Raw genomic sequence first — 22,391 nt, 5'->3', positions numbered from 1 at the left:
GTGTTATTGAGGTTAAAATGCGAAAAATTGTGATTGCGACCTATGTACTTCGTGGACTTGGCATCGTGTTTGTACTGCTAAGCCTGTTTGGGCATAGTGTAATTTTGAATTTGTTTCCTGGCCTTGAAGGTCAGTCGATCAATCCTATTTTCTATTCTGGCGTTGTGGTATATCTTGTTGGTGCTGCCATTTATTTCGTCATCAATAAGAAGGAAAAGGCGGAGCGACGTCGCCGCATGATTGAAGAGGCCGAAGAAAAGGCTTTTGGTCCCCGAGACTAGATTGAGATTTTTATGATAAAAATTGAGAATTTGCACAAGACCTACCGCAGTGGTTTCTTGATGAAACCGAAGCTCGCCCTTAAGGACGTAAGCTTTTCTGTGGAACCGGGTCAAGTTTATGGTTTTATTGGCCCTAACGGTGCCGGAAAGTCTACCACCATCAAGGTGCTGACCGGTCTTTTGAATTTTGATTCCGGAACGGTGCTGGTGAACGGTATTAGCCCCCGCGATGTAAAGAGTCGTACCTTTTTGGGCTATTCTCCTGAACAGCCGTATTTTTATGATTACTTGACTGGACGAGAACTTCTGAAGTTCTATGGCAAGCTTGTTGGTCTGGATGGGGTTGAACTGGATAAGCGTATTCAGTGGGCCTTGGAACTTTTGCATGCCGACAAGGACTGGATTGACCGCCGCCTCCGTTCATATTCAAAGGGTATGATGCAGCGCGTAGGAATTGCCCAGGCTATTCTCGGTAAGCCCAAACTTTTGATTCTGGACGAACCTATGAGCGGCCTCGATCCTATGGGCCGTCGTGACGTTCGTGGTGCAATCCAGCAGCTGAACCAGGATGGGGTGACGATTTTCTACTCCAGCCACTTGCTCAGCGATGTGGAAAGTATCAGCCATCGTGTGGCCATGATTGTAGATGGTAAGATTGTTCGTGAAGGTACCGTAGACGAGATTACGGAATCTTGCGGCGTTGAATACCACGTTCGTACCCGTCAGGGTATCCTCCAGTCGGAGTTGCCCGAGGGCGTAACCCCTGCAGGTCATCCTCAGGAATGCATTTGTGCTGATGATGCCGCTCGTGATCGCCTCTTGCGCTACTGCCTAGAAAAGGGAATCGCTGTGGAACGCATGGAACACAAGCGCCCCAGTCTTGAAGATATTTTGACAGAGGAGATTGCCCGTGCAGACGTTTAAGCATATTGGCGTTATTGCCCTCAATACCTTCCGCGAATCCATTCGCGACAAGATTCTTTATAATATCGGTTTCTTGGCTATCGCGCTCACCTTGTTCAGCATTGTGCTTGGTGAATGGTCTGTTTTTGACCGCTCTTACGTGATCAAGTCTACAACCCTTTCTGTTATGAGCCTTTCTGGTCTCCTGATTTCCATTTTTGTGGGTATCAGCCTGGTGCAGAAGGAAATCAAGGGACGTACGGTGTTGACCTTGTTGTCTAAGCCCATTAGTCGAGCCTCCTTTATTGTTGGCAAGTACTTTGGGCTGCTGGCTGTGGTGGCTGTGCATCTGGCTCTCCTGACTTGCATTTATTATCTGATGCTTCTGGCTACCGGGTCTGAGCCGACTTTGAGTCTGCTTACTGCGATCTACCTGATTTTCTGCGAGATGGCTGTGGTCATTGCGGTGGCCTTGTTGTTCAGCAGCTTTAGCAGCACTGTGCTTAGCGCCCTGTTTACCCTGGGTGTCTATTTTGCGGGACACTTGAGCAATCAGCTTTTGGAACAGGTCCGCTTTGCTAGCCGTATGGGCGAGATGAGTGGGGCTTCTACTGCAGTTTTCGAAAAGGCTGCCGTTGTCATTCACGCGGTTTTCCCGGGCCTTTATCGTTATAATGTTACAAGTTACGTGGTTCATGGCGTGGCTCTTCCGGATATGTATGTATTCTGGAATTCTGTGTACGCCGTTGGCTATGTGGGTGTTTTCTTGGCCATCGCTAGCTGGTGGTTTAGCCGGAGGGATTTCCTATGAGAAATCAGTATATGGCAAAGGTCCTCGTTCACAATAAGGTGGTGTCCGAGGCTCAGATTCAGGCCCATTGGGGCGAAATTACAGACAAGAAGGATATTGGCCAGGTATTGGTTGATGCCGGGGTATTGCAGCCTCCTGTGTACATCAAACTTTTGGCCTTCGTCAAGAATTTGGAAGCCAAGGCTGCTGCCGAAAATGCTGCTGCGCCTGCTGCGGAAGCTCCCGCATCTTCAACCTCGGCGAAGGTTTCCGCACCGTCTATGCGGACTATGGCTTCGAAGCCTGGTGAATCTTCTGCTTCTGCCTCGGATGATGCCGGTGGTCTTCAGATTGAAGGCAATAATCCTTACGGAGAAACGACTTCTACGACCAATATGGAAGTGGAGACTGTGACGGGGCTTGAGGCTACTAGTATCAGCACGGTGCAGGTTCAGACAGAATATGATGAAAATGCCGAAGATGAGGATGATGGCAAGTTGCCGGCTCGTTTTGCCGTGGCTACTGGAGAGGGTAAGGCAGTTGAAGCTCCCGAGACCATCCGTCCAATGACGAATTTGTCTCAGCTGATTGCGTTCGCCCGAAAGTTTAATGCGACGGATATTTACCTGTTTGCAAACCGTCCCGTTGTGATGCGTCAATCTGGTGGGCTGTTCGTTGCGTCGGAAGCTGTTCTGGATCTGGATCGCATCAACGACCGCCTGAATGAAGCTGTTGTGGGTTTCTCTGACGGTTACAAGATTATTGTCGGCAAGAACTTCAGCAAGACTATTGGTCTTGCGGGTGCTGGTCGAGCCCGCATTACGGTTACCTGGAACGGAACCACGCCTAGCATTTCCATTCGCGTGATTCCCTCGGAAGTTGCAAGCCTTGAGAATTTGTATCTGCCGGCATTCTGTAACCAGTTTGCGGATTTGACAAGCGGTCTTGTCTTGATTGCGGGCCCTGCAGCAAGTGGTCGTTCCACGACCATGACGACTTTTGCGTCGACTATTGCCGCAAACCGTGATGTATACATCCAGACGATTGAAAAGCCCATTGAACGTCTCCTGGAGAATCCTCGTGGTGCCATCGCTCAACGTGAAGTGGGACTCCATGTGCGTTCTGGTATTGAAGGCGTTGAACTCGCCATGGCCAGCGGTGCCGATGTAATTTTATTTGATCACCTGGAAACAGCCGAGGAACTGGACTTGCTGTTGCGTGCCTCTAATTCTGGCGCTCTGGTGTTTGCCGTAACGGATGGCAATAATGTACACGCCCTGCTTTCTCGATTACTGTCTTCTGTTCCCGAAAGCAACCGTACTGCTTTTGCCAATACTCTGGCTGACCAGCTTAAGGGTGTTATCGTTCAGCACTTGATTCCCATCGTCCAGAATCAGGGTTTGATCCTGGCTGCAGAAGCGATGAAGATGACTTCTCCCATGGCCAACTTGTTACGCCGTGGTGATGTGTCTCAGGTGGCTGCGGCAATCTCGAGCCAGAAGGATCAGGGTATTACCTTGGATGATTCCTTGCAGAAGTGCGTTGAATCTGGTTACATTGAAGGTGCAGAAGCTTGGAAACGTGCTTGCGATAGTCGTCGTTTCGCTTCTTATCGTCCGACAAATTAATGGAGGTTTGTGATGGCTACAGAAATTGATTCTCTGTTGGATTACGCTCTGCAGGTCGGAGCTAGTGAAGTGATTGTTACCGAAGGTGCTCCTGCTGCGGTTCGCCTGGCTGGCAAGGTTTGTGCCATTCCCGATGCTCCGGCAACGGAATTTGGAACGCTTAGAAAATTTTTGGGATCTATGGACGGAGAGTCCGGAACGATTCTTGGTGGCCCCTGGTGCAATTCCCGCTGGAGAGTTCGCTACTGCCGTGCCGCTCTCGGGAATACGGCGGTGTTCCGCCCCGTTCTTGAGGATTGCCCGGATTTTTCTGCCCTTGGCGTTCCTGAAATGCTGTCAAGCCTTCTCAGCTTGAGTGGCGGTCTTGTTGTGTTTGGCGGTCCCGCCTGTAGCGGCAAGACAACTACAGCTACCGCTTATGTGTCTGCCTTGTGCCAATCCAAAATTTTGCGTGTTAGCCTTTTGAATCCCAAGGAAGAGCTGAAGGTAAAAAGAGGCGACAGCCTTGTGCTTGAAGACTCCCGAGGTGATGTCCAGAGCAAGATTGCCCAGGCACTTCGTAGCGGCACTGATTTGATTTGGCTTGGGGATTTTGAAGGCATGTCCTTGATTCCTATTCTGAAAGCTGCGGAAGCCGGCGCCCTGGTTGTCCTTAATGTTTCTGCGGGCAATACGGTTGGCGTGCTGGAGGCTCTGCTTTCTTCGGAAACTCCGGAAAATCGCGGGTTGGCTCGTAACATGTTGGCTTCAGTTCTCAAGGCCGTTGTCGTGCAACGTCTTGTTCCTGCCGCAGAAGGTAATGGTGCTGTTCCTGCATGGGAAATTCTTTACGGTACTCAGAACGTGGCATCAAGAATCCGTAATGGCGAACATTATACCCTGCCCTCGATTATTGCGGCCTCTGCCGCTGACGGCATGTTGTTGATGGATGACTGCCTTGTGGAATTAGTAAAAGCCGGTTATGTAACGCAAGAGGAGGCTGCTAAGTATGCGGCTAACCCTGCGCGCATGGCTTAACGCATTCTGCTCTTTAAACGGGGCGGCATTTATTGCCGCCTTTTTGTCGTTGTCCTTTTGGGGTGGAGCGGATGCTTTCGCTCAGGAAGGCGTGCTACCTTTTGATGAAACACAGGAAATGGCTCTTACGGATTCCTCTTCCGTAGATTCTGTTTCCCGTGGTTCCGCGGTCATGGATTCCGTTGCGACGGATTCGGCTTTGGCGGGCCCGGTTTCGTCTGATTCTGTTTCGTCTGCCTCCATTGTGAATGATTCTTCTGCAGTGGTGACTCCGGCGTTGCCTAAAACGGTCAAGAATGTATTGTATTTAGGAGGTGGAGATCATTCTCCCTGGTATCATCTAGGTGTTCTGTATGCTATAGAAGAATTTGGAATTCCTGTGGATTCTGTCGTGGCTACGTCATGGGGCGCCTGGGTTGGTGCCCTGTGGGCGAAGGGGGTGTCTCCAGATGAAATCCAGAGAATCATGCTGGACTCTACCATCGCTCCTTATGTGGGACGTAATTTGACTGCGGAAACCGCCGGCCTTTCGCAGGAAGGTGGTGACGCTTTTGAATGGGCCTTGTCGGAAGATGGAATTCCTTCGTTGAGAAAAAGATTTTCTGTTTCAAGGACTGATGACGGTCACCTTGTTCAAAATAGAAAGCCCCTTGTGAGAGACTCCGTTCCTTCTGGACGAGCTTTGGCCAAGTTGAGGTTTCAGGAAAGTCTGTATCGACAGCCGATTCAATATGCACGCCCGTTTTCGCTGGTGGGTTGCGATGAGAACGCCACGGCGGAATTTCGTTCGGGTTCTGTTGATGAAATCATAAAGTCCCTGCCGTTGTGGTGGAACGATGGTGATGTTTCTGTTAAGCGGGCTTCCGGTGAACTTTGTCCGTTTTACGCCTTGCCTGCAGAAGATCGGTTAGATGAATTGTCTATTATCGTTGTTGCGGATCCTCTTAGAAATCCCCCTGTCGGAGATGTGCGGAATCGGTTGCTTCGTAAGATGGAATCTGCGCAGCTGTCCAATCAGCCGGGGGTGATAATTCGCTCCCATGCCATTTCTGACACTTCTCGTAATGCCTGGATTCAGGCGGGTTTTTCTGCTGTAGAACAGCGACGTACTTCTCACCCGGCGTTGTCCTCCCGCAAGGTGGATTATGGGAATGGACGTAGACCGGCTGCAAAATCCTGGTTCCGTTTTTCTCCGTCGCTAGACAGTTTACGTTCGTCTATTCATGCAGCTGTGCGGTCTTACTGGAATGAGGCGGATACGGGTTTGGCTGGCCCTCGTAATTTTGCCGGAGCTATTCTGAAAAATCCGGCTTATGACTCGTTGGATTTCTTTATGGGTGCAACGGGGGATCTGTTTGTAGAGACGGTATCGCATCCGACTTTTGATCTTGCTGTGGGCGGTTTTGGCTCGAACGTAGTTGGCCCCCAAGCCTATGCCGAAGGCTCTGTTCGCTATGTTGATCATGTGGAACTGCAATTGACTCTGGCTGGATTCTGGGGTGGAAATTCCTATGGTGTGATGCCTCGTCTTGATATTTCCAAATTGTTGGGACTCGGTTGGGGCGTTTCTCTGGATTTCGCTTTCCTTAGATTGCAACCGCTGCGGTCATATTACAACAGTCTTCCCTGGAATTTAAAAGTCGGCCATGAAGAACGTATGGATCTGAACTTGTCCATGTATTACGAAATAGATTCTCGCCAGAAGATTGCTGCAGAATTTCTTTTTGGAAGCAGGACCTATGAGCTGGACACCTTGCATTATAGAAATGGTGAAGTCGTAACATACCCGGTTTCTCCCATGCTTCATTACTCTTATGAATCGTCTGGTGAATCTGGGTGGTTTGCTGAAGATGGTGCCGGTGTTGATGTGATGGCTGGTATGGAATCTATCGGTTATCGATTTGACATCATGGACCTTGTGCCGATCTATTGGAAGATTCTTGTTGATGGTCGCCTGGTCTATTCGCCTCACCCCAACGTATCGCTGGGTATTGGTGTTGCCGGTGGAATTGAACGCTATCACGAAGATGGTTTCGGCTATGTTTCCCCCAAGTCGTTCGAATGCGGCCCGCTGGATTTGGCTTACCGTCTGCATGCTCAGGCAACCCCTTGGTCGACGGAATGGTATAACCGTGAGTTGTCTTCCCACGAATATGGTATGTTGCGAGCTAATGGTGGAGTCCATGGAAAACATCTAGGTGCCTGGATTTTTGCTGCTTATTACCATGACTTTGAAGACAGCCCCTTGGCAGAACTTGATGTAGATAAGTTTGTGGTTGAACCTGCGGTAAGGTTCGTCTACAAGTCAATGGTCCTGTATATGGGATTGAATAGAATTGTTGACAAGGATTCGTTTAAAGAGTTGAGGAATCTGTCGGATTACAGTTACTTTATCCGTGTCGGCAATTATTCTTTCTAAATGTATGACGTAAAAAAGGGGTCTCGCGAGAGACCCTTTTGCTTTATACAACGCCGAAGTTTTTCCACTTTCCGCCGCGCCAGCGGATATAGTTGACAATGGAGCGGTAGCATTCGTCGGCGGCCATGCCTAACCAAATTCCTGCAAGGCCCAGTTCTAAAGTGAATCCGAGGAATAGTGCGGTTCCCAGGCCGCAAGTCCACATCATGGCGGTGCCTACGATGGCGGGGAACTTGGAGTCTCCTGAAGCACGGAGCGCTGAGGTTATGGTCATGTTGGCTGCCTTGAACGGCTGCAGCAGAACGTCGCACCACAGGCAGATTTTGCCCAGTCTCTGAACCTCGGGGTCGTTGGTGTAGAGGGATAGCAACTCTGTTCCGAAGAGGGCGACGATGATAGCGACGATGAGCCCGCTGGAACAACCTGCAATAAGGCTCTGGTGCAGTCGACGGTTGGCCATCTGGTAATCGTGGGCTCCTACCAGATGGGCCACCAGAATCTGGTTGCCGCTGCTGAGACCCACGCTAAGGATTACCGCCAACATGGCGAAGTTGGCACTGAAAATTCGTGCGGTCATGGACACGATTCCCAGGTGAACGATAATGGCTGTAAGGACTACCTGGAACATCTGGAAACTGACCGGCTCCACGGCTGCGGGGAAACCGATACGGATCCAATCAGGAAGGATAATACGGGAACGCTTAAAATCGGTACGTCTAATTTTATGGTGAACCTTATAGCGCAAGATGCAGAACAGGATGCCAGAGGAAATCGCCCAGGAAAGCATGGTGGCTAGTGCCACGCCCTTTACGCCCATGCAGGGAAGTCCGAAGTAACCGTTCAGGAATACGACGTTCATGGCCGCATTGGAAATGATGGTGATAATGTTTCCAAGCAAGTTCCAGGTGGTTAGACCATTGGTAGCTATGAGGGCGGTCAGTGTAGTCTGCAGGGACCTGAAGGCGAAACCGAAGGCGACTACGTGAAGGAATTCCTGGGCGTATCCGGCAGCCTCTCCGGAGAGTCCCATCCATCGGACGATGTTTCCTTCTAGGGGGATGATGATGAGCATGAAGGCGATGCCCAGCAGGATGCTCCCTATGAGGACCATGGTCTGGGTGGTGCCTGCCTGACGGGGGCGCTCTGCCCCGAGGAACTGGGAAGCGATACTTGCGCCCGCCTGGGAGAACGCGGTAATGGCCATGAATAACGCTCCTAGCAGGGGACCGAGGGCTCCTACGCCTGCCGCCGCGGTTTCAGAAGTTCTAGAGAGAAACCAACTGTCCATCATGGGCTGGAATGTGGCGATTCCAAATGTGAGGAACAGGGGCCATGATAGGCTGAGCAGGGAGCGGTCTTTGACTTGCATATAACAAACGTAGCAATGGCGTGAGGCCATTGCTAGCGGGTGAAAAGGGAATTGTGTTTACAATTGTGTAGGGACTTATTCGCCTCTGTTTCTTGCGGCGACGTCCTTGTACTTGTTGTGGTCTGCCAGGGTGCTGCTAAAGAAGTGTGTCATGGAGCCGTCGTCCTTGGCCACGAAGTAGAGGGCTTCGGTCTTTGCCGGGTTCAGGGCGGCGTAGATGGCCTTGCGTCCGGGGTTGGAGATGGGGCCGGGCATCAGTCCCTTGAACTTGCGGGTGTTGTAGGGGCTGTCGCTGTTCAACTGGCTCTTATAGATGGGACCGGTCAGATTCTTGAAGATGAACCTCACGGTGGGGTCGGCGCCCAGGGGCATGCCGATGCGGAGGCGGTTGTGGAAGACTCCTGCAATAAGGGGGCGTTCTTCGGGAATGCCGGTTTCTTCTTCTACGACGCTGGCCAGGGTAAGAACACGGTGCCAGGTTCCCAGGGTTTTCCACATGGCCTGCGGCTTGCTGAGCATTTCGTCGCGGAGTTTCAGGTTTGCGGCAACCATCTGCTTCAAAATTGTCTCTTCGTTGGCGTCCATGGCGAAGGGATAGGTGTCGGGGAGCAGGTAGCCTTCAAGAGTCTTGGCTTCGAGGCCCAGGCTTTGGGCGAACTTCGGGTCCTGGACCAACTTGTTCCAGCGGTCCTCGTCCAGGTTGGGGAATGCCTTTTTCAGGTATGCGGGAATCTCCCAGCTGGCTCGGCCTTCGGGAATGGTCACTTTTTTTACGGCGTTCTTGCCGCTTTCGATAATGGCCAGGACCTGGGGAAGGGTAAGACCTGCGGGAATTTCGAACCAACCGGCCTTGAGATTGGGCTTCTGCTTGTGGCAGATGATCTTGAATGCCAGTTCATCAGACCAGATTCCGTTCTTCTGCAGAATCTGGAAAATCTTGGTGGGGGAACTGCCCTTGGGCACTTCGATAAGGGTTAAAGTCTTGTTTTGGGCCGTTTCCTGGAGTCTAGAGTTGATGGAATAGGCTCCAAAACCGGCTGCGAGGGCCAAAATTAGGGTAAAACAAAGTAAAATCTTCTTCATACGGCAAAAATTTAAAAGAAATTATGACAAAAGGGAAAAATAAAAGGTATATTCCTATCGCATAATTGAATTTTACCCTGTTTCTGAGGAAGAATATGAAGAAGGTATTGTTGATTGCTCTTGCCCTGATGGTCGGAATGTCTTTCGCCGCAGGTAAGAAGGTGAAGTCCAAGCTTGGCGACGTTGATCTGACCAAGGAAAAGGATGGCGGCGCTGTTGTATGTACCGCTGGCTTCAACGAAGAACTGACCATCGTTAAGGATGGTGATACCGAAGTGCTCGTTAAGGGTTCTTGCGGTCAGGGTTGGGTCGCTAAGTCCAAGATCGAATACGTTGCTCAGGCTGCTGGCGATAAGTCCATGAAGCTCGAAGGCGTGGACGTGGTCGGATGGCTCGATAACCCGTCTGCAGTGTTCGTGTTGGAAAACGATGACCTTGACTTCGACGGCGTGAACATCGACCGTGACTTCAAGGAATACCTCCAGCACACTATGGACCGCGAACAGACCGAAATGCGCAACAACGAAAACTAATTAAGGGAATTCCAAAAGCCCTTAAAAACGCCCTGCTGTAAAAAGCGGGGCTTTTTTCATTCTGGAGGCGGGGCGCAGACCCGCCCCCAGACTCCCACCCAGCCGTCAGATGATGTAGTCTTGAAAAGGGGAATTCCAAAAGCCCTTAAAAACGCCTTGCTGTAAAAAGCGGGGCTTTTTTCATTCTGGAGGCGGGGCGCAGACCCGCCCCCAGACTCCCACCCAGCCGTCAAATGATGTAGTCTTGAAAAGGGGAATTCCAAAAGCCCCTAAAAACGCCTTGCTGAAAAAAGCGGGGCTTTTTTCATTCTGGAGGCGGGGGTGTATTCCTCCGTATACGTTTTTTTTATTACGTAAACAAAATATGTATTGAGTTTTGTCCTTTGTAAATCTATAATGAGCCGGATCCTTGGGATTGGTGTATTAACAAAGGATGTTCAAATGAAAAAATTATTAGTGTCTCTCTTGGTAATGGCAGCTGCAGCCTTTGCCGGACCCGTAAGCTACTACGGAAAACTTCAGGCAAAAAATGCCGCCCTGTATTCTGCTAATACCGGAGATAAGGTTCAGTTGAAGGGTATGAGCATGTTCTGGGATACCTGGGATGTGGGCTACAACTTCTATAAGAAGAACGTTATTGACGCCTTGGTTCGCGACTGGAAAATTGAAATTATCCGTGTCGCCCATGGTACCGGCACTAATTTGAATAGCAATTGGAAGTCTCTGGACGAAACCGTCATTGACGCTGCCATCAGTAACGATATCTACGTCATTATCGACTACCATTCTCACAACGCTCAGAATGAAGTTGCAGAGGCCAAGGAATTCTTCACCCATATGGCCTCCAAATATGGTAAGTATCCTAACGTCATTTTCGAAGTGTTCAACGAACCCACCGGCGAAAAGATGTGGAACACGATCAAGAATTACGCCAATGAAATCATTCCGGTAATCCGTAAAAATGGTGGAGCTGACAATCTGGTCATTGTGGGTAACAGCCAGTACTCCGCTCATCCCGAAGAAGTTGGCGCAGGTGACATTAACGACAACAACTATGCCGTAACGTTCCATTTCTACGCTACGGAACATGGTGTTTCCGATGGTGCATACAGTGGCTACTCTAACTTCAAGAGTCGTGTCAATACCGCTCTCCAGAATGGTATGACTGTTTTTGTTACTGAATGGGGAACTACCGAAGCTAGCGGCGACGGTACCGTCAGCGAATCCAAGTCCAATGAATGGATGACCTACCTGGATAGCAAGAAGATTTCCTGGTGCAACTGGTCTGTAAGTAACAAGGGCGAAACCTCTTCCGCATTCATGAATCAGGGTAACTACACCAATCCTTCCAACTGGAGCGTAGACGGTTATTCTGCTTCTGGTAAGTATGTCTACAATCAGCTGCAGAACAACTACAAGACTGCCCCGTGGGTAAATGGTTCTACTCCGAATACCTCTTCTTCTACTGCTTCCAGCAGCGCTATGGCCGCAGGCTATACCGACTACATCGATGACTTTGAAGATGGCGACAAGTATGCCTTTACCGGTGGCGTCTGGTATGCCTACGATGACTCCAAGGACGATAACGGTGCCGGCGAATCTACCATCACCAACGATCCTGAAAAGGATGAAGATGGTGTTGACGGTTTCAAGGTTGTGGTGAAGGGTGATGACACTAAGGGCATGCTGGCTCTCAAGGGCATTAAGCTGGTTCAGGGTAAGAATCTGTATGCTCCTTATGTGGCTCTCGGCGTGAAGCTGAACAAGGACGAATCCGATTATGACTTGTCCTCCTGCAAGTCTATCAGCTACCGATACAAGGGTGCCGAACACAATTTCAAGGCTCAGTCCTCCAAGGTTGAAAACTTCAACTACCATAAGATTGCCTTCAAGGCCCAGAGTTCTTGGACAAAGGCCGAAATTTCATGGGAAGATCTGGACCAGGAAAACTGGGGCAAGGCAGAAATGGAAACTCACTTCAGCATTTCTACCGCATTGAACACCATTAACAAGCTGACCTGGGAAGTGAAGGGTATTGAAAACGCTAACAAGACCTATGACGCTCCCACCTACAACTATCTCTACATTGACGACGTCCGTTGCGACGGTCTGGCCATCAAGCCTGTTGCTGGTTCCGGCTCTACCACCGGTAATTCCTCCAGCTCTACTGTTTTGAACAATAGCTCTAGCTCTACCGTCGTTACCAACTCCTCCTCTAGCATTGTCGTTGGCAATTCCTCCTCTAGCACCGTTGTGACCAATTCCTCCTCTAGCACCGTTGTGGCTAATAGCTCCAGTGCTACCGCTGCCGGCTACAAGGTTTCCGGTAACCTGGAACAGACTGTTGCTCCGAACGGTACCTTCGCTACTGTTACTATTACCGGCGTAACTTCCTTCAGCCGTGACTGGGCTCTGTCCTTCCTGACAATTGAAGAAAAGAACGGTACCGTAACCATTTCTGGAACTGTTCCCGAATGGGCATCTTCCAAGTCTGAAACTCTGACCATCAATGGTGAAAAGGTCGTTGTCAAGTTGACCGTTGCTGCTGCGGGTGCCTCTTCTAGCTCTGCTGTCCAGAACGGTTCCTCCAGCTCTGCAACAGCAGGAAGCAGCGCAACTGTTGCTACCCTCGCAGGCGTAGTGGATGACTTCGAAGATGGCGACAACCAGGCTTACACTGGTGGCTACTGGTTCGCTTACAACGATAAGGGCGACAAGGGCGCATCTACCTTCGCGAACGAAGAAGACGCTGAAAATGGTGGCTATGTGGTAATTTTCCCGGCAACCAACGGTTCCACCACTATGGCTGGCCTTAAGGATGTCGTTCTGGATCAGGGTGATAACAAGTATGATCCTTATGTGGCTCTCGGTTTGAACCTGGGCGAAGAAGATGAAGCCTACGATCTTTCCAGCTGCACCGAAATTTCTTACGACTACATCGGTTCCGCTCATAACTTCAAGGCTGTCCTCAAGGGTGATGGCACGGGCGCTCTGACTGATTATGACCGCCATATGGTTGCTATGAAGGCTTCTACCTCCTGGACTACTGCCAAGATTGCCTGGTCTGACCTGGAACAGGATGGCTGGGGTGCTGAAGTGGTTCTGGATAAGTCTCTGGTTTCTGCTTTCCACTGGGAAATCAAGGCTGAAGTTGAACCCAACTACCTCTATGTGGATAACTTCAAGTGCGATGGTCTCAAGATTGTTCCGCCGGCAAGCAGCGATAGCAAGGATCCCAGCTCTTCTGCTTCTACCGTCGCTCTGAATACCGTTGTTGCTAACCCGCTGTCTGTGGCTCTCCATGGCCGTACCCTCCAGATTGGTGGTGCTGACCTTGTGAATGTTGATGTGTTCGATATGCAGGGTCGCCCCATGATGAGTCTCCGCAACGTCAATAGCGATGTTGCCCTGGAAACTCTGGCTGGTGGTAGCTACATCGTACGCGTCCGTGCTGGCTCTGCCAACATGACCAAGCGCATCATGCTGAAGTAATCTTCATTCCCTAAATTTGTTAGACGAAGTGTCCGCTAGAAATAGCGGGCATTTTTGTATATTTGGCCTCATGAAATTTACGAAAGGTGTAAAAGACGGACTTCCCATTGGAATTGGATATTTTGCCGTATCCTTTTCTTTTGGCATTGCCGGGTCCAAATTATTGACTTGGCCTCTGGTCACCTTGATCTCCATGACTAACTTGACTTCTGCAGGGCAGTTTGCCGGTTTGCAGATTATGGCTGATGCGGCAGGCACATTCGTCGAAATGGCTATTGCGACTTTCTTTATCAATCTGCGTTACAGCCTGATGGCCATTTCCCTTTCCCAGAAGGTGGCGCCTAGTTTCGGTACTGGAAAGCGATTGTTCCTGGCCATGGGTATTACCGACGAAATTTATGCCGTTTCCATGGTACAGAAGGAACCGGTCACCCCGATTTACTTTTTGGGCCTGGCCTCCTTGCCTTATATAGGTTGGTCCCTGGGAACTTTGTCTGGTGCCATATGTGGCGAAATTTTACCGGCTATTGTGACTAATGCCTTGGGGGTTGCACTGTATGGTATGTTCATTGCCATCGTGGTTCCCCAGATGAAGGCCCATAAGCCGACGATGCTTGCTGTGGCTATCGCGATAGGCTGTAGTCTCGCCTTTAAGTTTGTGCCGGCCCTAAGCGGTGTTACCGTGGGCTTTGCCATTATCATCTGCGCCTTGATCGCTTCCCTGATTTGCGCGGCTCTTTTCCCTGTCAAGGATGAGGAGGCTGAAACATGAACTTGAAGCTATACTTTATGTATCTGGCGGTGATGGCTGTGGTGACGTACCTTTTGCGCGCCGTTCCCTTTGTGCTGCTGAAGTCAAAATTGAAGAGCCCGTTCTGGCGTTCCTTTTTGGCTTATGTGCCTTACACGGTTCTTGCGGCCATGACTGTCCCTGCCATATTCTATTCAACCGATAGCAAACTTTCTGGCGCCTGCGCTCTTGTGGCTGCCGTGGTGGCTTCCTTGTTTGGCGCGGGTCTTGTTGGCGTTGCCGTGGTGGCTTGTGTTACGGTTCTTGGTGTAGACGGCCTTTTATTGTTTTTATAAAGTTTGCGGTACACTTCTAACTTTACCCCATAAATCGAAAATTAACTGTCCGTAAAAAATGACTTCTGAACAGTGGAAAAAGATTCGCGAAATTTGCGATAAACTATCAAAGGTGACTTACGAGAACCTGACGAAGATTATCCGTCTTGAACAGACGGGAAGTTCGTCTGCCGCCCAGAAGCTGGACGATAGTTTTCAGAACGATGTGGACGCCTGGATGGGTGGCGGCACCTGCTTTAGCATGACTTGGCACCTGTATCAGGTTTTTGTGGATATGGGTTTTAAGCCTCGCCTGGTCATGGGCCATAAACGTAAGGAACGGAATATCCATTGCGCGTTGATTCTGCCCGACAATGCGTCGTCTCCATTGGCTCCTGCAACGGAATATCTTTTTGATCCGGGGTACTTGATTTTTGATCCGCTGCCGATTCCCCAGCCGCCTCCCTTTGGAACGGGAACTGCGTTCTTTCCGCTGGTTCCTAACTGCGTCCGTCTGGACCGTCCTTCTGCTGACGCCATGTCCCTTTGGACTGGGGGTGCGGGCGCTCCCATGAAATTGCGTTTTGACTATCCGGTGGAGGGCGTTTCTGTAGAGGAATTTAAGCAGCACTGGAATGAAAGTTTTTATAGGGAAATGATGACTTATCCGGTGCTGAACCGCCTAGACCGCGAACGGGGCGTGCAGTACTATTACCAGAAGGGAAATCTGGTAACCCGAGATGCCAATGGCTCCCGTATGGAACGGATTGAGGTGCCCGATCGCGTGGAAACTTTGAGCCGGGTGTTCGATCTTAAGCCGGAATTGATTGAAAGGGCTCTGCATATCCTCGAAAAATAAAAGGATGTGAGGGGGATGTTTTTTGGATAGGTCTTTGAGGCTTATTATAATTTTCTTATATTCTCGCAAACTCTATAGGAGGAATCATGAAGAAGTTTGCGATTGTTTTGCTGTCCGCCCTGTCTATGGCCCTTGTGGCTTGCGGACCTTCTAAGTTGGAAATTCAGGAAATGGCTGTCCAGAGTGACGTGGTTGTCGAAGTCCGTCAGGTCCTGAACGATTCCATTAGCCTTTTTGTTGGCAATACGCTGTACTTGAACGCCAAGCAGATGGTTTCTGACGAAATGTATCCGCTGCTGGTGAGCATGCGTGATCCCGCTGAACTGGAAAAGCCTACCGCAACAGATATCCTGAATAGCGACGAAGACTTGCTGAACTACCTGCGTAGGGTTTCTCCTCAGATGGTAGCTGTGGGTTTGGTCATTGGCGAAACCGCTGCCAATGAGATCGGCTTCGAGGAATCCGATGTGGTGACCCGATTGACTGCCGTATTCCGGAAGATGGGTGGCGGTACTTTGGTTCTGTTCCACGAAAAGGGTGGCGAACTGACCGACGCCAAGAAAATTTTTTAATAATGGTGGGAGTCAACTGGGTACAGTTGACTTTTAATTTTAAGGAGAAGATATGAAGCGACTGATGGCCCTGCTGGGAATTTGCTTTGCTTCCGCCTTTGCCCAGGGAAACTGGGATTCTGCTGATGTTGGATGGGATGATGAGCCCGCCGCTCCTGCAACGGGTGCCGTTGCCGATGGGAATGCTGCTCCCGCTGAAGCGTTGCCTGCGCCTGTGGCGGTTCAGGAGGATGAAATTCCGCCTGTGCCTCCCTCACCTCAGGATCACGGTTTTGTAGAAATTGCGGAACCGGCTGCTCCTAGTCAGGCAGCACCCGCCCCGGCTTCCTCTGCCGAATCTAAAACTGCGGCCGCTCCTGCCACTGCCGCTCCTGCTGCGGCTCAGCAAGAAGGACTGCAATGGACTTTTACTGGGAATGCAAATGCTGCGGCACCTGCTGCCGTTCCTGCTGCACAGGATGGCGATAGCTTTGTTCCTTTTGGTTCACAACCTGCGGTCAACTCCACTTCGTCTGTTCCCGCAAATGATGACCGCAAGAAATTCTTCGCGGGTGTATTTGCTGCTGGAACCTATAACGATTTCTACGACACAAAGCTTGGATTCGGTTCCCTCGGTAAGAGTGCTTCGGGCTATTCCATCAAGACTTCCGGGGCCGATGATATTCTGGGCAATTTCTGGGGTCTTGGTTATAATGCCGGCCTTAGCGTGCTGTACATGCCCAGTGAATTTGCCGGTGTCCATGTGGAAGTGGGCGGGGCTTATCGTTATGCAAGCAGCGAAGCGGACATATCTGTGATTCTTACTTGGGATGATTCTGATCGACTTCCCGAAAAGTCAGACATGACCATTGAATATTACGTCAAGCAGCTTCGTATCGATGTGCCGGTATTGGCTCGTTTCGCCTTGCCGAATGTGGCTTTCCTGGAAGTGGGCCCCCAGGCGTCTTTCGCCCTTTATTCCAAGAGTAAGACTGTTATCGAAGATGATTTCGGAAAGCAGACTTTCCGCGAACATGACGTGAGCGACGTGTTTGAAATGGATGCAGTCATTGGTGTCGGTTCCACGAAGTACATCGGTACTAAGGCCCTTGACATGAGCTTGCGTTTTGTTATGGGTATCACTGCCTTAAACGATGCTGATGATGCGCCCAAGACTTGGCAGGGACAGTTTAATTTAACCTTCTGGTTCTTGTAATAGGAGGGTGACATGAAGAAGTTTATTAACAGTTTGCTGAGTGTCGCTGCGATTTTTGCTTGCTCCGAAAGTGCTTTCGCCACATGTTCTGGAACAATTCATTTTCAGAAACCGGCTGAATGGTCTGGCGCAATGGATGTCGTCACTTTGAACAAGACTTTGGCCATTACAGAAGACATGTTCAATTCGGCTACCGGTTTTTATGATATTAAGGTAAATCAAAGCGTGTATTCGAGCCTTGAGGAAAAGTTTGGTATCCAGCATATGGTTAAGGTCAACTCGGGATCTTCTGCTTATGGCCATACTGAACTGTATTATGTTCTTGCGTCTAAATGGAATGGCTACGAATCTATGTATTCTATGCTTATTCCTAGCCATCTTGATATTCCCTGTCCGACAGATGACGGCGATGTCTATGTGATGGAAAATCCCAAGAAGCCTGGATCTACTTTGATTTCTTCCCAAAAGCCTGATATCAAGTACTTCTATGTCCTTGTACCCGACGATGAAGAGTGGAAGGCTTCCGTTCCCATGTATTCCGGTGATGGTACCTATAAAAACCGCCAGTATCTGAAGGTCGCTCCCGATATGTGCGGTTGGTATTACGCAGTGTGGATGGATGAAGAACTGCCTGAAAATCTGATTTTCTTCAAGGCTGAAGATGAATCTCTTGATGATGCAATTGGTATTGATGGATGGGGCGCTTCTAAGTTGACTCCTATCGCTTCTGCCGCATTGTATGAAGGCTATGGCGTTGACGAACTGTTCTTTATTGCTGATCCGGGCGAATCCCCCGATGGCAAGGTGATTTCCTTGAATGATCCTGAAATTGAGGGTAACTGTACCTATTCCATGGCGGCTGTTCTCTATGATACCGATGCATCTCTCCATGGTTCCTTTACCTGTGATGCCTATCCTGCTGTGGCTTCTAACGGTTGCTATGTGGCTTCTGCTCCCTATGGTTTCCCGGGTGGCGGTGCTGCAAATACTGTTCCCTGTATCGGTGTGACCAAGGGTATCGTCAATGAAAATCTGGATCCTGTTACCAAGAAGCCGACTTATAATCCTGCCAGTGGCTGTTTCCCCAGTAAGGAAGCCTTTGACGTGATGTTCCGCGAGACTCCGGGCGTTAATTCCGTGCATTGTCGCGATGTGCCCTTTTCTCAGACAGCAGACGGCAAGTGGGAATATGACAGTCAGAATGAACCTACTGGCGCATTTACCATTTTGAATGACCTTCAGGATTCTGTTGCTGCCGGGGTATGTACTGGTACCTGCGCCACAGCCGCTACACTCCGTAACGTACTCGGAAATGTGAGATATGGTGCTGGTTCGCTGAGCTATGTTTCTAGCGCTGCAATTTCGTTGTTGGGTAAAGTGGAAAACTGGGCCGACATCGAACCTACGACGGGGCTTCCGTATATTGACCTGTACCCCACGGCTTCTGGTGAGTTTGATTCGGGAACGAATCCTGACGTGTACGACAATCTGTCTTGGGATTTGCGCATAAAGAGCAAGGGAAATCAGCACTTCTGCTTTGAGTCTCATGCCCACTTCGTTTATCGCCCCGGTATGCAGTTCTCCTTCCGCGGCGATGATGATATCTGGGTGTTCATCGACAACAGACTCGCTGTTGACTTGGGCGGAACCCATATGGCTGCTCCTGGTTATGTAAACCTGGATGAATTTAAGGGGGCTCAGGGTAATCTCGTTGCTGGAAAAACTTACGATATCGACATCTTCTTCTGTGACCGTCGAACCGATATGAGTAACATCCGTATCAGTACCAATATGTATCTTCAGCAGAAGAAGAGTCTAACGGTGAGCAAGAAAAAAACTGCCAGCGGAACTTACACTTATGGTGTATGCTATAGCGTAAGCAATGGCGGATCCTGCGCTGCAGCCCTGAATGGTGGTGAGAACGTAGAAACTTGCGGTAATGAACTTGCTTCCCTGGGATTGACTCCGTCTTATTATCTAGTAAGCGGAGGAACCCTGGATAAGTCTACCGCAAAGATGTTGACTGCCGGTGAAGTGAACGTGGGTGGCATTGATCTGACTGATCCCTCGGTACCTATGATCTATTATGACAAGATGAAGCTGGCTCCCGGCCGTTGGAGCATCTTTATTGAAATCAATAAATCTACAAAGAAGATCATGACCTTTACCATTGATGAAAATGGAACCTTCGAAGAAGAAATCAGCAGCTCCGATAGTGGTTCCAACGGAGGCGAATTGGACGGTTCTTCTAACAGCAATGGCGGTTCCGAAGAAAATCCTGTTGCCGGTTCATCTGCTTCTGCTACCGAAGATGGTAAGAATCCTGAAGGAGCAGAAAACGGTAACGGCAATGTCGATCCTTCCAGCTCCAGTTCTAAGGAAAATGGAAAGAATGACAGCAGTGATGAAAAGGATGATGAAGACCGCAATTATGCTGAACCTACATTCCGCGTAAAGATGGTTGCTCCCTTTACTTTCGTGATTGTCTTTAACGAAGAGATCGCATCTCAGCCCAAATCCTACGAGGTGATGGATATGCTTGGATCTGTTGTAGCTTCTGGGACCGTTTCAACGAGCGAGACTAAGGTGGTCGCTCCTAGCAAGGGTACCTTCGTCGTCCGTTCCGGCCGTCACCATGAAATTGTGAAGTTCAAGTAAAGACAATCTAACGGTTTAGATAAACATTAAGCCAGCGCAAAGGCGCTGGCTTTTTGTATGTCTATTGATAAACGTTTAATTAGTTCAATGGATTGCTGGTTAAACCATTCGCTTCCATTCCTTACGGAGCATATACAAACCGATAAATGCGGTTCCCACGTCGGCTACGGGCTGGGCGCAGAAAACTCCGGTTAGGCCGAAGAACAGCGGGAGGATCATCAAGAAGGGGATGAACAGGATCAGCTGACGGCAAGCGTTTAGGAACATAGACTTGCCTGCCTTTCCGGTTCCCTGGAAAAAGCTACCTGCAATCATACCGCACGGGACCATGAAAATTGTGCAGGTGAACAGGCGCAATGCCTTGGCAGCCACTTCCTGCATTCTCAGGTCGCCTGGGGCGAAGGGGGCTACGAAGGCGGGGGCCTGCCACTGGACCAAAGCCCATGCCAGAACCATGAAAATCATGGCGTAAAGGTAGGCAAACTTGACCACGCTCTTGACTCGGGTGTAGAGCTTGGCTCCGTAATTGTACCCCACGATGGGCTGGGTTCCGTTTACAAAACCAAGCAGGGGCAGCACGATAATAGAGACGATGCTGTTCAGGATGCCGAAAGCGGAAATGGCCATGTCGCCGCCGGACATGGTGGAGGTGGCTTCAATGCTCTTGTTTCCGTAGGTAGTCAGGCTCCAGGCGAGAATTGCGTTCATGAGGCTGTTGCAAATCTGCATTACAGAAGGAGGCAGGCCCAGAATGTAGATCTTGCGCACAAAGGGGGCGCGCAACTTCATGTAGCGGCGATTGATCTTCACCGGCGTACTCTTTTTCAGGAAGAACTGGGTGATGAGAATGCTGCTGACCAGCTGGGAGCAGATGGTTGCCCAGGCGGCGCCCTCGATTCCCCAGTGGAGGCGCATGATAAAGATGTAGTCCAGTGCCACATTAGTGACGGCGCCGATAATTTCGCGGAACATGGCTGTCTTGGGGTGACCCATAGAACGGATGAAGTGGTTCATGCCCGGGGCCACGGTCTGGAAAACTGCACCCAGCAAGATGATGCGCATGTAGCTGCTGGCTACGGGGAGGGTCTGGTCGCTGGCGCCGAACAGCCTGAGGAGGGGTTCCATGAAGATTTCGCCAAAGGCGAAGGCTCCCACTGCCATTATAATAAGCAGCACAAAGGAGTTGTTCAGGATGATGGCTGCCTGCTGGTACTTCTTTTCGCCCAGACGGATCGAGAAAAGGGTGTTGCCGCCTACGCCCACGATCATGGACATGGCCATAATGAATAGGGCGATGGGGAAGCAGAGGGTGATGCCTGCGATGCCCAGGCTGCCCACGCCCTGACCTACGAAAAAACGGTCCACTATATTATATAGTGCATTGACCACCATACTGATGATGGCGGGAACGGAAAACTGCAAAACCAGCTTGGGGATGCTGGCTGTTCCGAAGGAATTCAGTCTTTCTGAGTGTATTTTGGTCATTTCGGGAGCGCAATTTAGAAAAAGGCTCCCTGTAAGGCAAGATTTGGAGGGTTTTACTCGGAAACCACCTGATTTCTGCCGTTTTCCTTGGCGATATAGAGAAGTTTATCGCTTGAGGCTATCAGATCTTCCATTTTACCGATTTGCTCTCCCTGTCTGCTTGACAAACCTAGGGAGATTGTCACGGGAACAATCGTGTCTTTCCAGGAAAAATGGTGACGCTCGATGGCAGAACGGAAACGTTCGGCACTTTTCTTTGCGTCTTCGACACCTACGCCAGAGAGTAACAGCACGAATTCTTCACCGCCGTAGCGGGCAAGAAGGTCGGATTCTCGCTTTTCATCCTTGATGATGGCGGCCACTTCCTTGAGAATGGCGTCTCCGCACTGGTGTCCCCAGGTGTCGTTGACCTTCTTGAAGTGGTCGATGTCCAGCATGATGCAGTGGACGTAATAGTTATTGCGGCGGGCCAGGGCCAGTTCTCCCAGGCTGCGGTCCATGAAGGTTCTGCGGTTGTTGATCTGTGTCAGGGGGTCCTTCGTGGCGGCTTCATACAGTTTTTGGTCAAAAGCTTCTTCGGTGGGGTCCTTATAATCGACCTTCAGCACCATTTTTCCGATTTGCAGTCTATTGTCGGATTCCAGCTTGCAGGTGGTGACCGGATTGCCGTCTACATAGGTTCCGTTGGTGCTGCCCATGTCGGAAACAGTAACGAAACGGCCGTCAAAGTAAAGTTGACAGTGCTTACGGCTGACCAGTTCATCGTCCAGTCGAACGTTTGCGTCGGTTCCGCGGCCAAGGACTGTTATTCCCTTGGACAGGGGGATCTGCTTAAAGTGGGTGGGCGGGTACAGGACTATCAGGTGGGGGCGCATTTCCGCTGTGGGAAACTTGATCGTGTTGCCAGCGGTGGCGATTGTCTGGTCCATATCCTGCATAAATCTCTCCTGGAATTCCGTATGAAAATCTAACAATTTATGAGAGGGTTTGCTCAAAAAAGCAACTAAAAATGAAATGTAAAATTTTGTTATCGCGATTTTGC

The 22,391-nt window shown here is 50.1% G+C and carries 18 protein-coding genes; 14 read left to right on the top strand and 4 right to left on the bottom strand.

Going from position 1 to position 22,391, the window contains the following annotated elements; genetic code table 11:
• Positions 1–17 precede the first annotated feature (17 nt).
• From BUB38_RS04445 to BUB38_RS04420, 6 genes are read left to right on the top strand one after another with little or no spacing between them, the layout of a single operon-like run.
• Positions 18–281, top strand: a complete 264-nt coding sequence (locus BUB38_RS04445) for a hypothetical protein (protein ID WP_073157627.1) — start codon at positions 18–20, stop codon at positions 279–281.
• A gap of 12 nt (positions 282–293) precedes the next feature.
• Positions 294–1,205, top strand: a complete 912-nt coding sequence (locus tag BUB38_RS04440; RefSeq protein ID WP_073157624.1) for an ABC transporter ATP-binding protein — start codon at positions 294–296, stop codon at positions 1,203–1,205.
• Positions 1,192–1,995: an ABC transporter permease gene (locus BUB38_RS04435; protein ID WP_073157621.1), complete on the top strand. Its 804-nt coding sequence runs from the start codon at positions 1,192–1,194 to the stop codon at positions 1,993–1,995. Before BUB38_RS04440 ends, BUB38_RS04435 begins: the two co-directional genes overlap by 14 nt.
• Positions 1,992–3,602 carry a type IV pilus twitching motility protein PilT gene (locus BUB38_RS04430; RefSeq protein WP_083537908.1) on the top strand — a complete coding sequence of 537 codons (1,611 nt, stop codon included), beginning with the start codon at positions 1,992–1,994 and terminating at the stop codon, positions 3,600–3,602. The genes BUB38_RS04435 and BUB38_RS04430 overlap by 4 nt, the downstream gene beginning before the upstream one ends.
• A gap of 12 nt (positions 3,603–3,614) precedes the next feature.
• Positions 3,615–4,619, top strand: coding sequence for an ATPase, T2SS/T4P/T4SS family (locus BUB38_RS04425; RefSeq protein ID WP_073157616.1), 1,005 nt, complete (start codon positions 3,615–3,617; stop codon positions 4,617–4,619).
• On the top strand, positions 4,591–7,038 hold the full coding sequence (locus BUB38_RS04420; protein ID WP_083541918.1) for a patatin-like phospholipase family protein: 2,448 nt from the start codon (positions 4,591–4,593) through the stop codon (positions 7,036–7,038). The genes BUB38_RS04425 and BUB38_RS04420 overlap by 29 nt, the downstream gene beginning before the upstream one ends.
• Before the next feature lie 43 nt (positions 7,039–7,081).
• Here BUB38_RS04420 and BUB38_RS04415 read toward each other — a convergent pair whose 3' ends face one another.
• Both BUB38_RS04415 and mltG read right to left on the bottom strand, forming a co-directional pair.
• The gene (locus tag BUB38_RS04415; RefSeq protein ID WP_073157610.1) at positions 7,082–8,407 is read right to left on the bottom strand and encodes an MATE family efflux transporter; all 1,326 of its coding nucleotides are present in this window, start codon (positions 8,405–8,407) and stop codon (positions 7,082–7,084) included.
• A 75-nt stretch (positions 8,408–8,482) separates the two neighbouring features.
• Complete coding sequence (gene mltG, locus BUB38_RS04410) at positions 8,483–9,490, bottom strand: endolytic transglycosylase MltG (protein ID WP_249269441.1); 1,008 nt, start codon at positions 9,488–9,490, stop codon at positions 8,483–8,485.
• Positions 9,491–9,585: 95 nt separating this feature from the next.
• Here mltG and BUB38_RS04405 point away from each other — a divergent pair, with 95 nt between their 5' ends.
• The 8 genes from BUB38_RS04405 (at position 9,586) to BUB38_RS04370 (ending at position 19,864) form a co-directional block, all read left to right on the top strand.
• Positions 9,586–10,023: a hypothetical protein gene (locus BUB38_RS04405; protein WP_073157933.1), complete on the top strand. Its 438-nt coding sequence runs from the start codon at positions 9,586–9,588 to the stop codon at positions 10,021–10,023.
• Between the two features lie 441 nt (positions 10,024–10,464).
• A complete protein-coding gene (locus BUB38_RS04400; protein ID WP_175547641.1) occupies positions 10,465–13,515 on the top strand; it encodes a cellulase family glycosylhydrolase in 3,051 nt (1,016 codons plus the stop codon).
• Positions 13,516–13,585: 70 nt separating this feature from the next.
• Positions 13,586–14,287, top strand: coding sequence for an AzlC family ABC transporter permease (locus BUB38_RS04395; protein ID WP_073157604.1), 702 nt, complete (start codon positions 13,586–13,588; stop codon positions 14,285–14,287).
• Positions 14,284–14,601, top strand: coding sequence for an AzlD domain-containing protein (locus BUB38_RS04390; RefSeq protein WP_073157601.1), 318 nt, complete (start codon positions 14,284–14,286; stop codon positions 14,599–14,601). The genes BUB38_RS04395 and BUB38_RS04390 overlap by 4 nt, the downstream gene beginning before the upstream one ends.
• Before the next feature lie 58 nt (positions 14,602–14,659).
• On the top strand, positions 14,660–15,439 hold the full coding sequence (locus tag BUB38_RS04385) for a hypothetical protein (protein ID WP_073157598.1): 780 nt from the start codon (positions 14,660–14,662) through the stop codon (positions 15,437–15,439).
• A gap of 86 nt (positions 15,440–15,525) precedes the next feature.
• Complete coding sequence (locus BUB38_RS04380; RefSeq protein ID WP_073157595.1) at positions 15,526–16,011, top strand: hypothetical protein; 486 nt, start codon at positions 15,526–15,528, stop codon at positions 16,009–16,011.
• A gap of 52 nt (positions 16,012–16,063) precedes the next feature.
• Entirely contained in the window at positions 16,064–17,206 is a 1,143-nt protein-coding gene (locus BUB38_RS04375) for an outer membrane beta-barrel protein (protein ID WP_073157593.1), read from the top strand.
• 12 nt (positions 17,207–17,218) lie between these two features.
• Positions 17,219–19,864: a fibro-slime domain-containing protein gene (locus tag BUB38_RS04370; protein WP_073157590.1), complete on the top strand. Its 2,646-nt coding sequence runs from the start codon at positions 17,219–17,221 to the stop codon at positions 19,862–19,864.
• 99 nt (positions 19,865–19,963) lie between these two features.
• Here BUB38_RS04370 and BUB38_RS04365 read toward each other — a convergent pair whose 3' ends face one another.
• Both BUB38_RS04365 and BUB38_RS04360 read right to left on the bottom strand, forming a co-directional pair.
• On the bottom strand, positions 19,964–21,349 hold the full coding sequence (locus tag BUB38_RS04365) for an MATE family efflux transporter (RefSeq protein WP_073157587.1): 1,386 nt from the start codon (positions 21,347–21,349) through the stop codon (positions 19,964–19,966).
• Positions 21,350–21,402: 53 nt separating this feature from the next.
• On the bottom strand, positions 21,403–22,287 hold the full coding sequence (locus tag BUB38_RS04360) for a GGDEF domain-containing protein (protein WP_083537912.1): 885 nt from the start codon (positions 22,285–22,287) through the stop codon (positions 21,403–21,405).
• Positions 22,288–22,391: the final 104 nt, after the last annotated feature.

This window comes from Fibrobacter sp. UWH5 (genome assembly GCF_900142505.1).
In the GTDB taxonomy this organism is placed as follows: Bacteria; Fibrobacterota; Fibrobacteria; order Fibrobacterales; family Fibrobacteraceae; genus Fibrobacter.
Note: the sequence above shows the minus strand (reverse complement) of the source record. Positions and strands in the feature narration are given on the sequence as shown.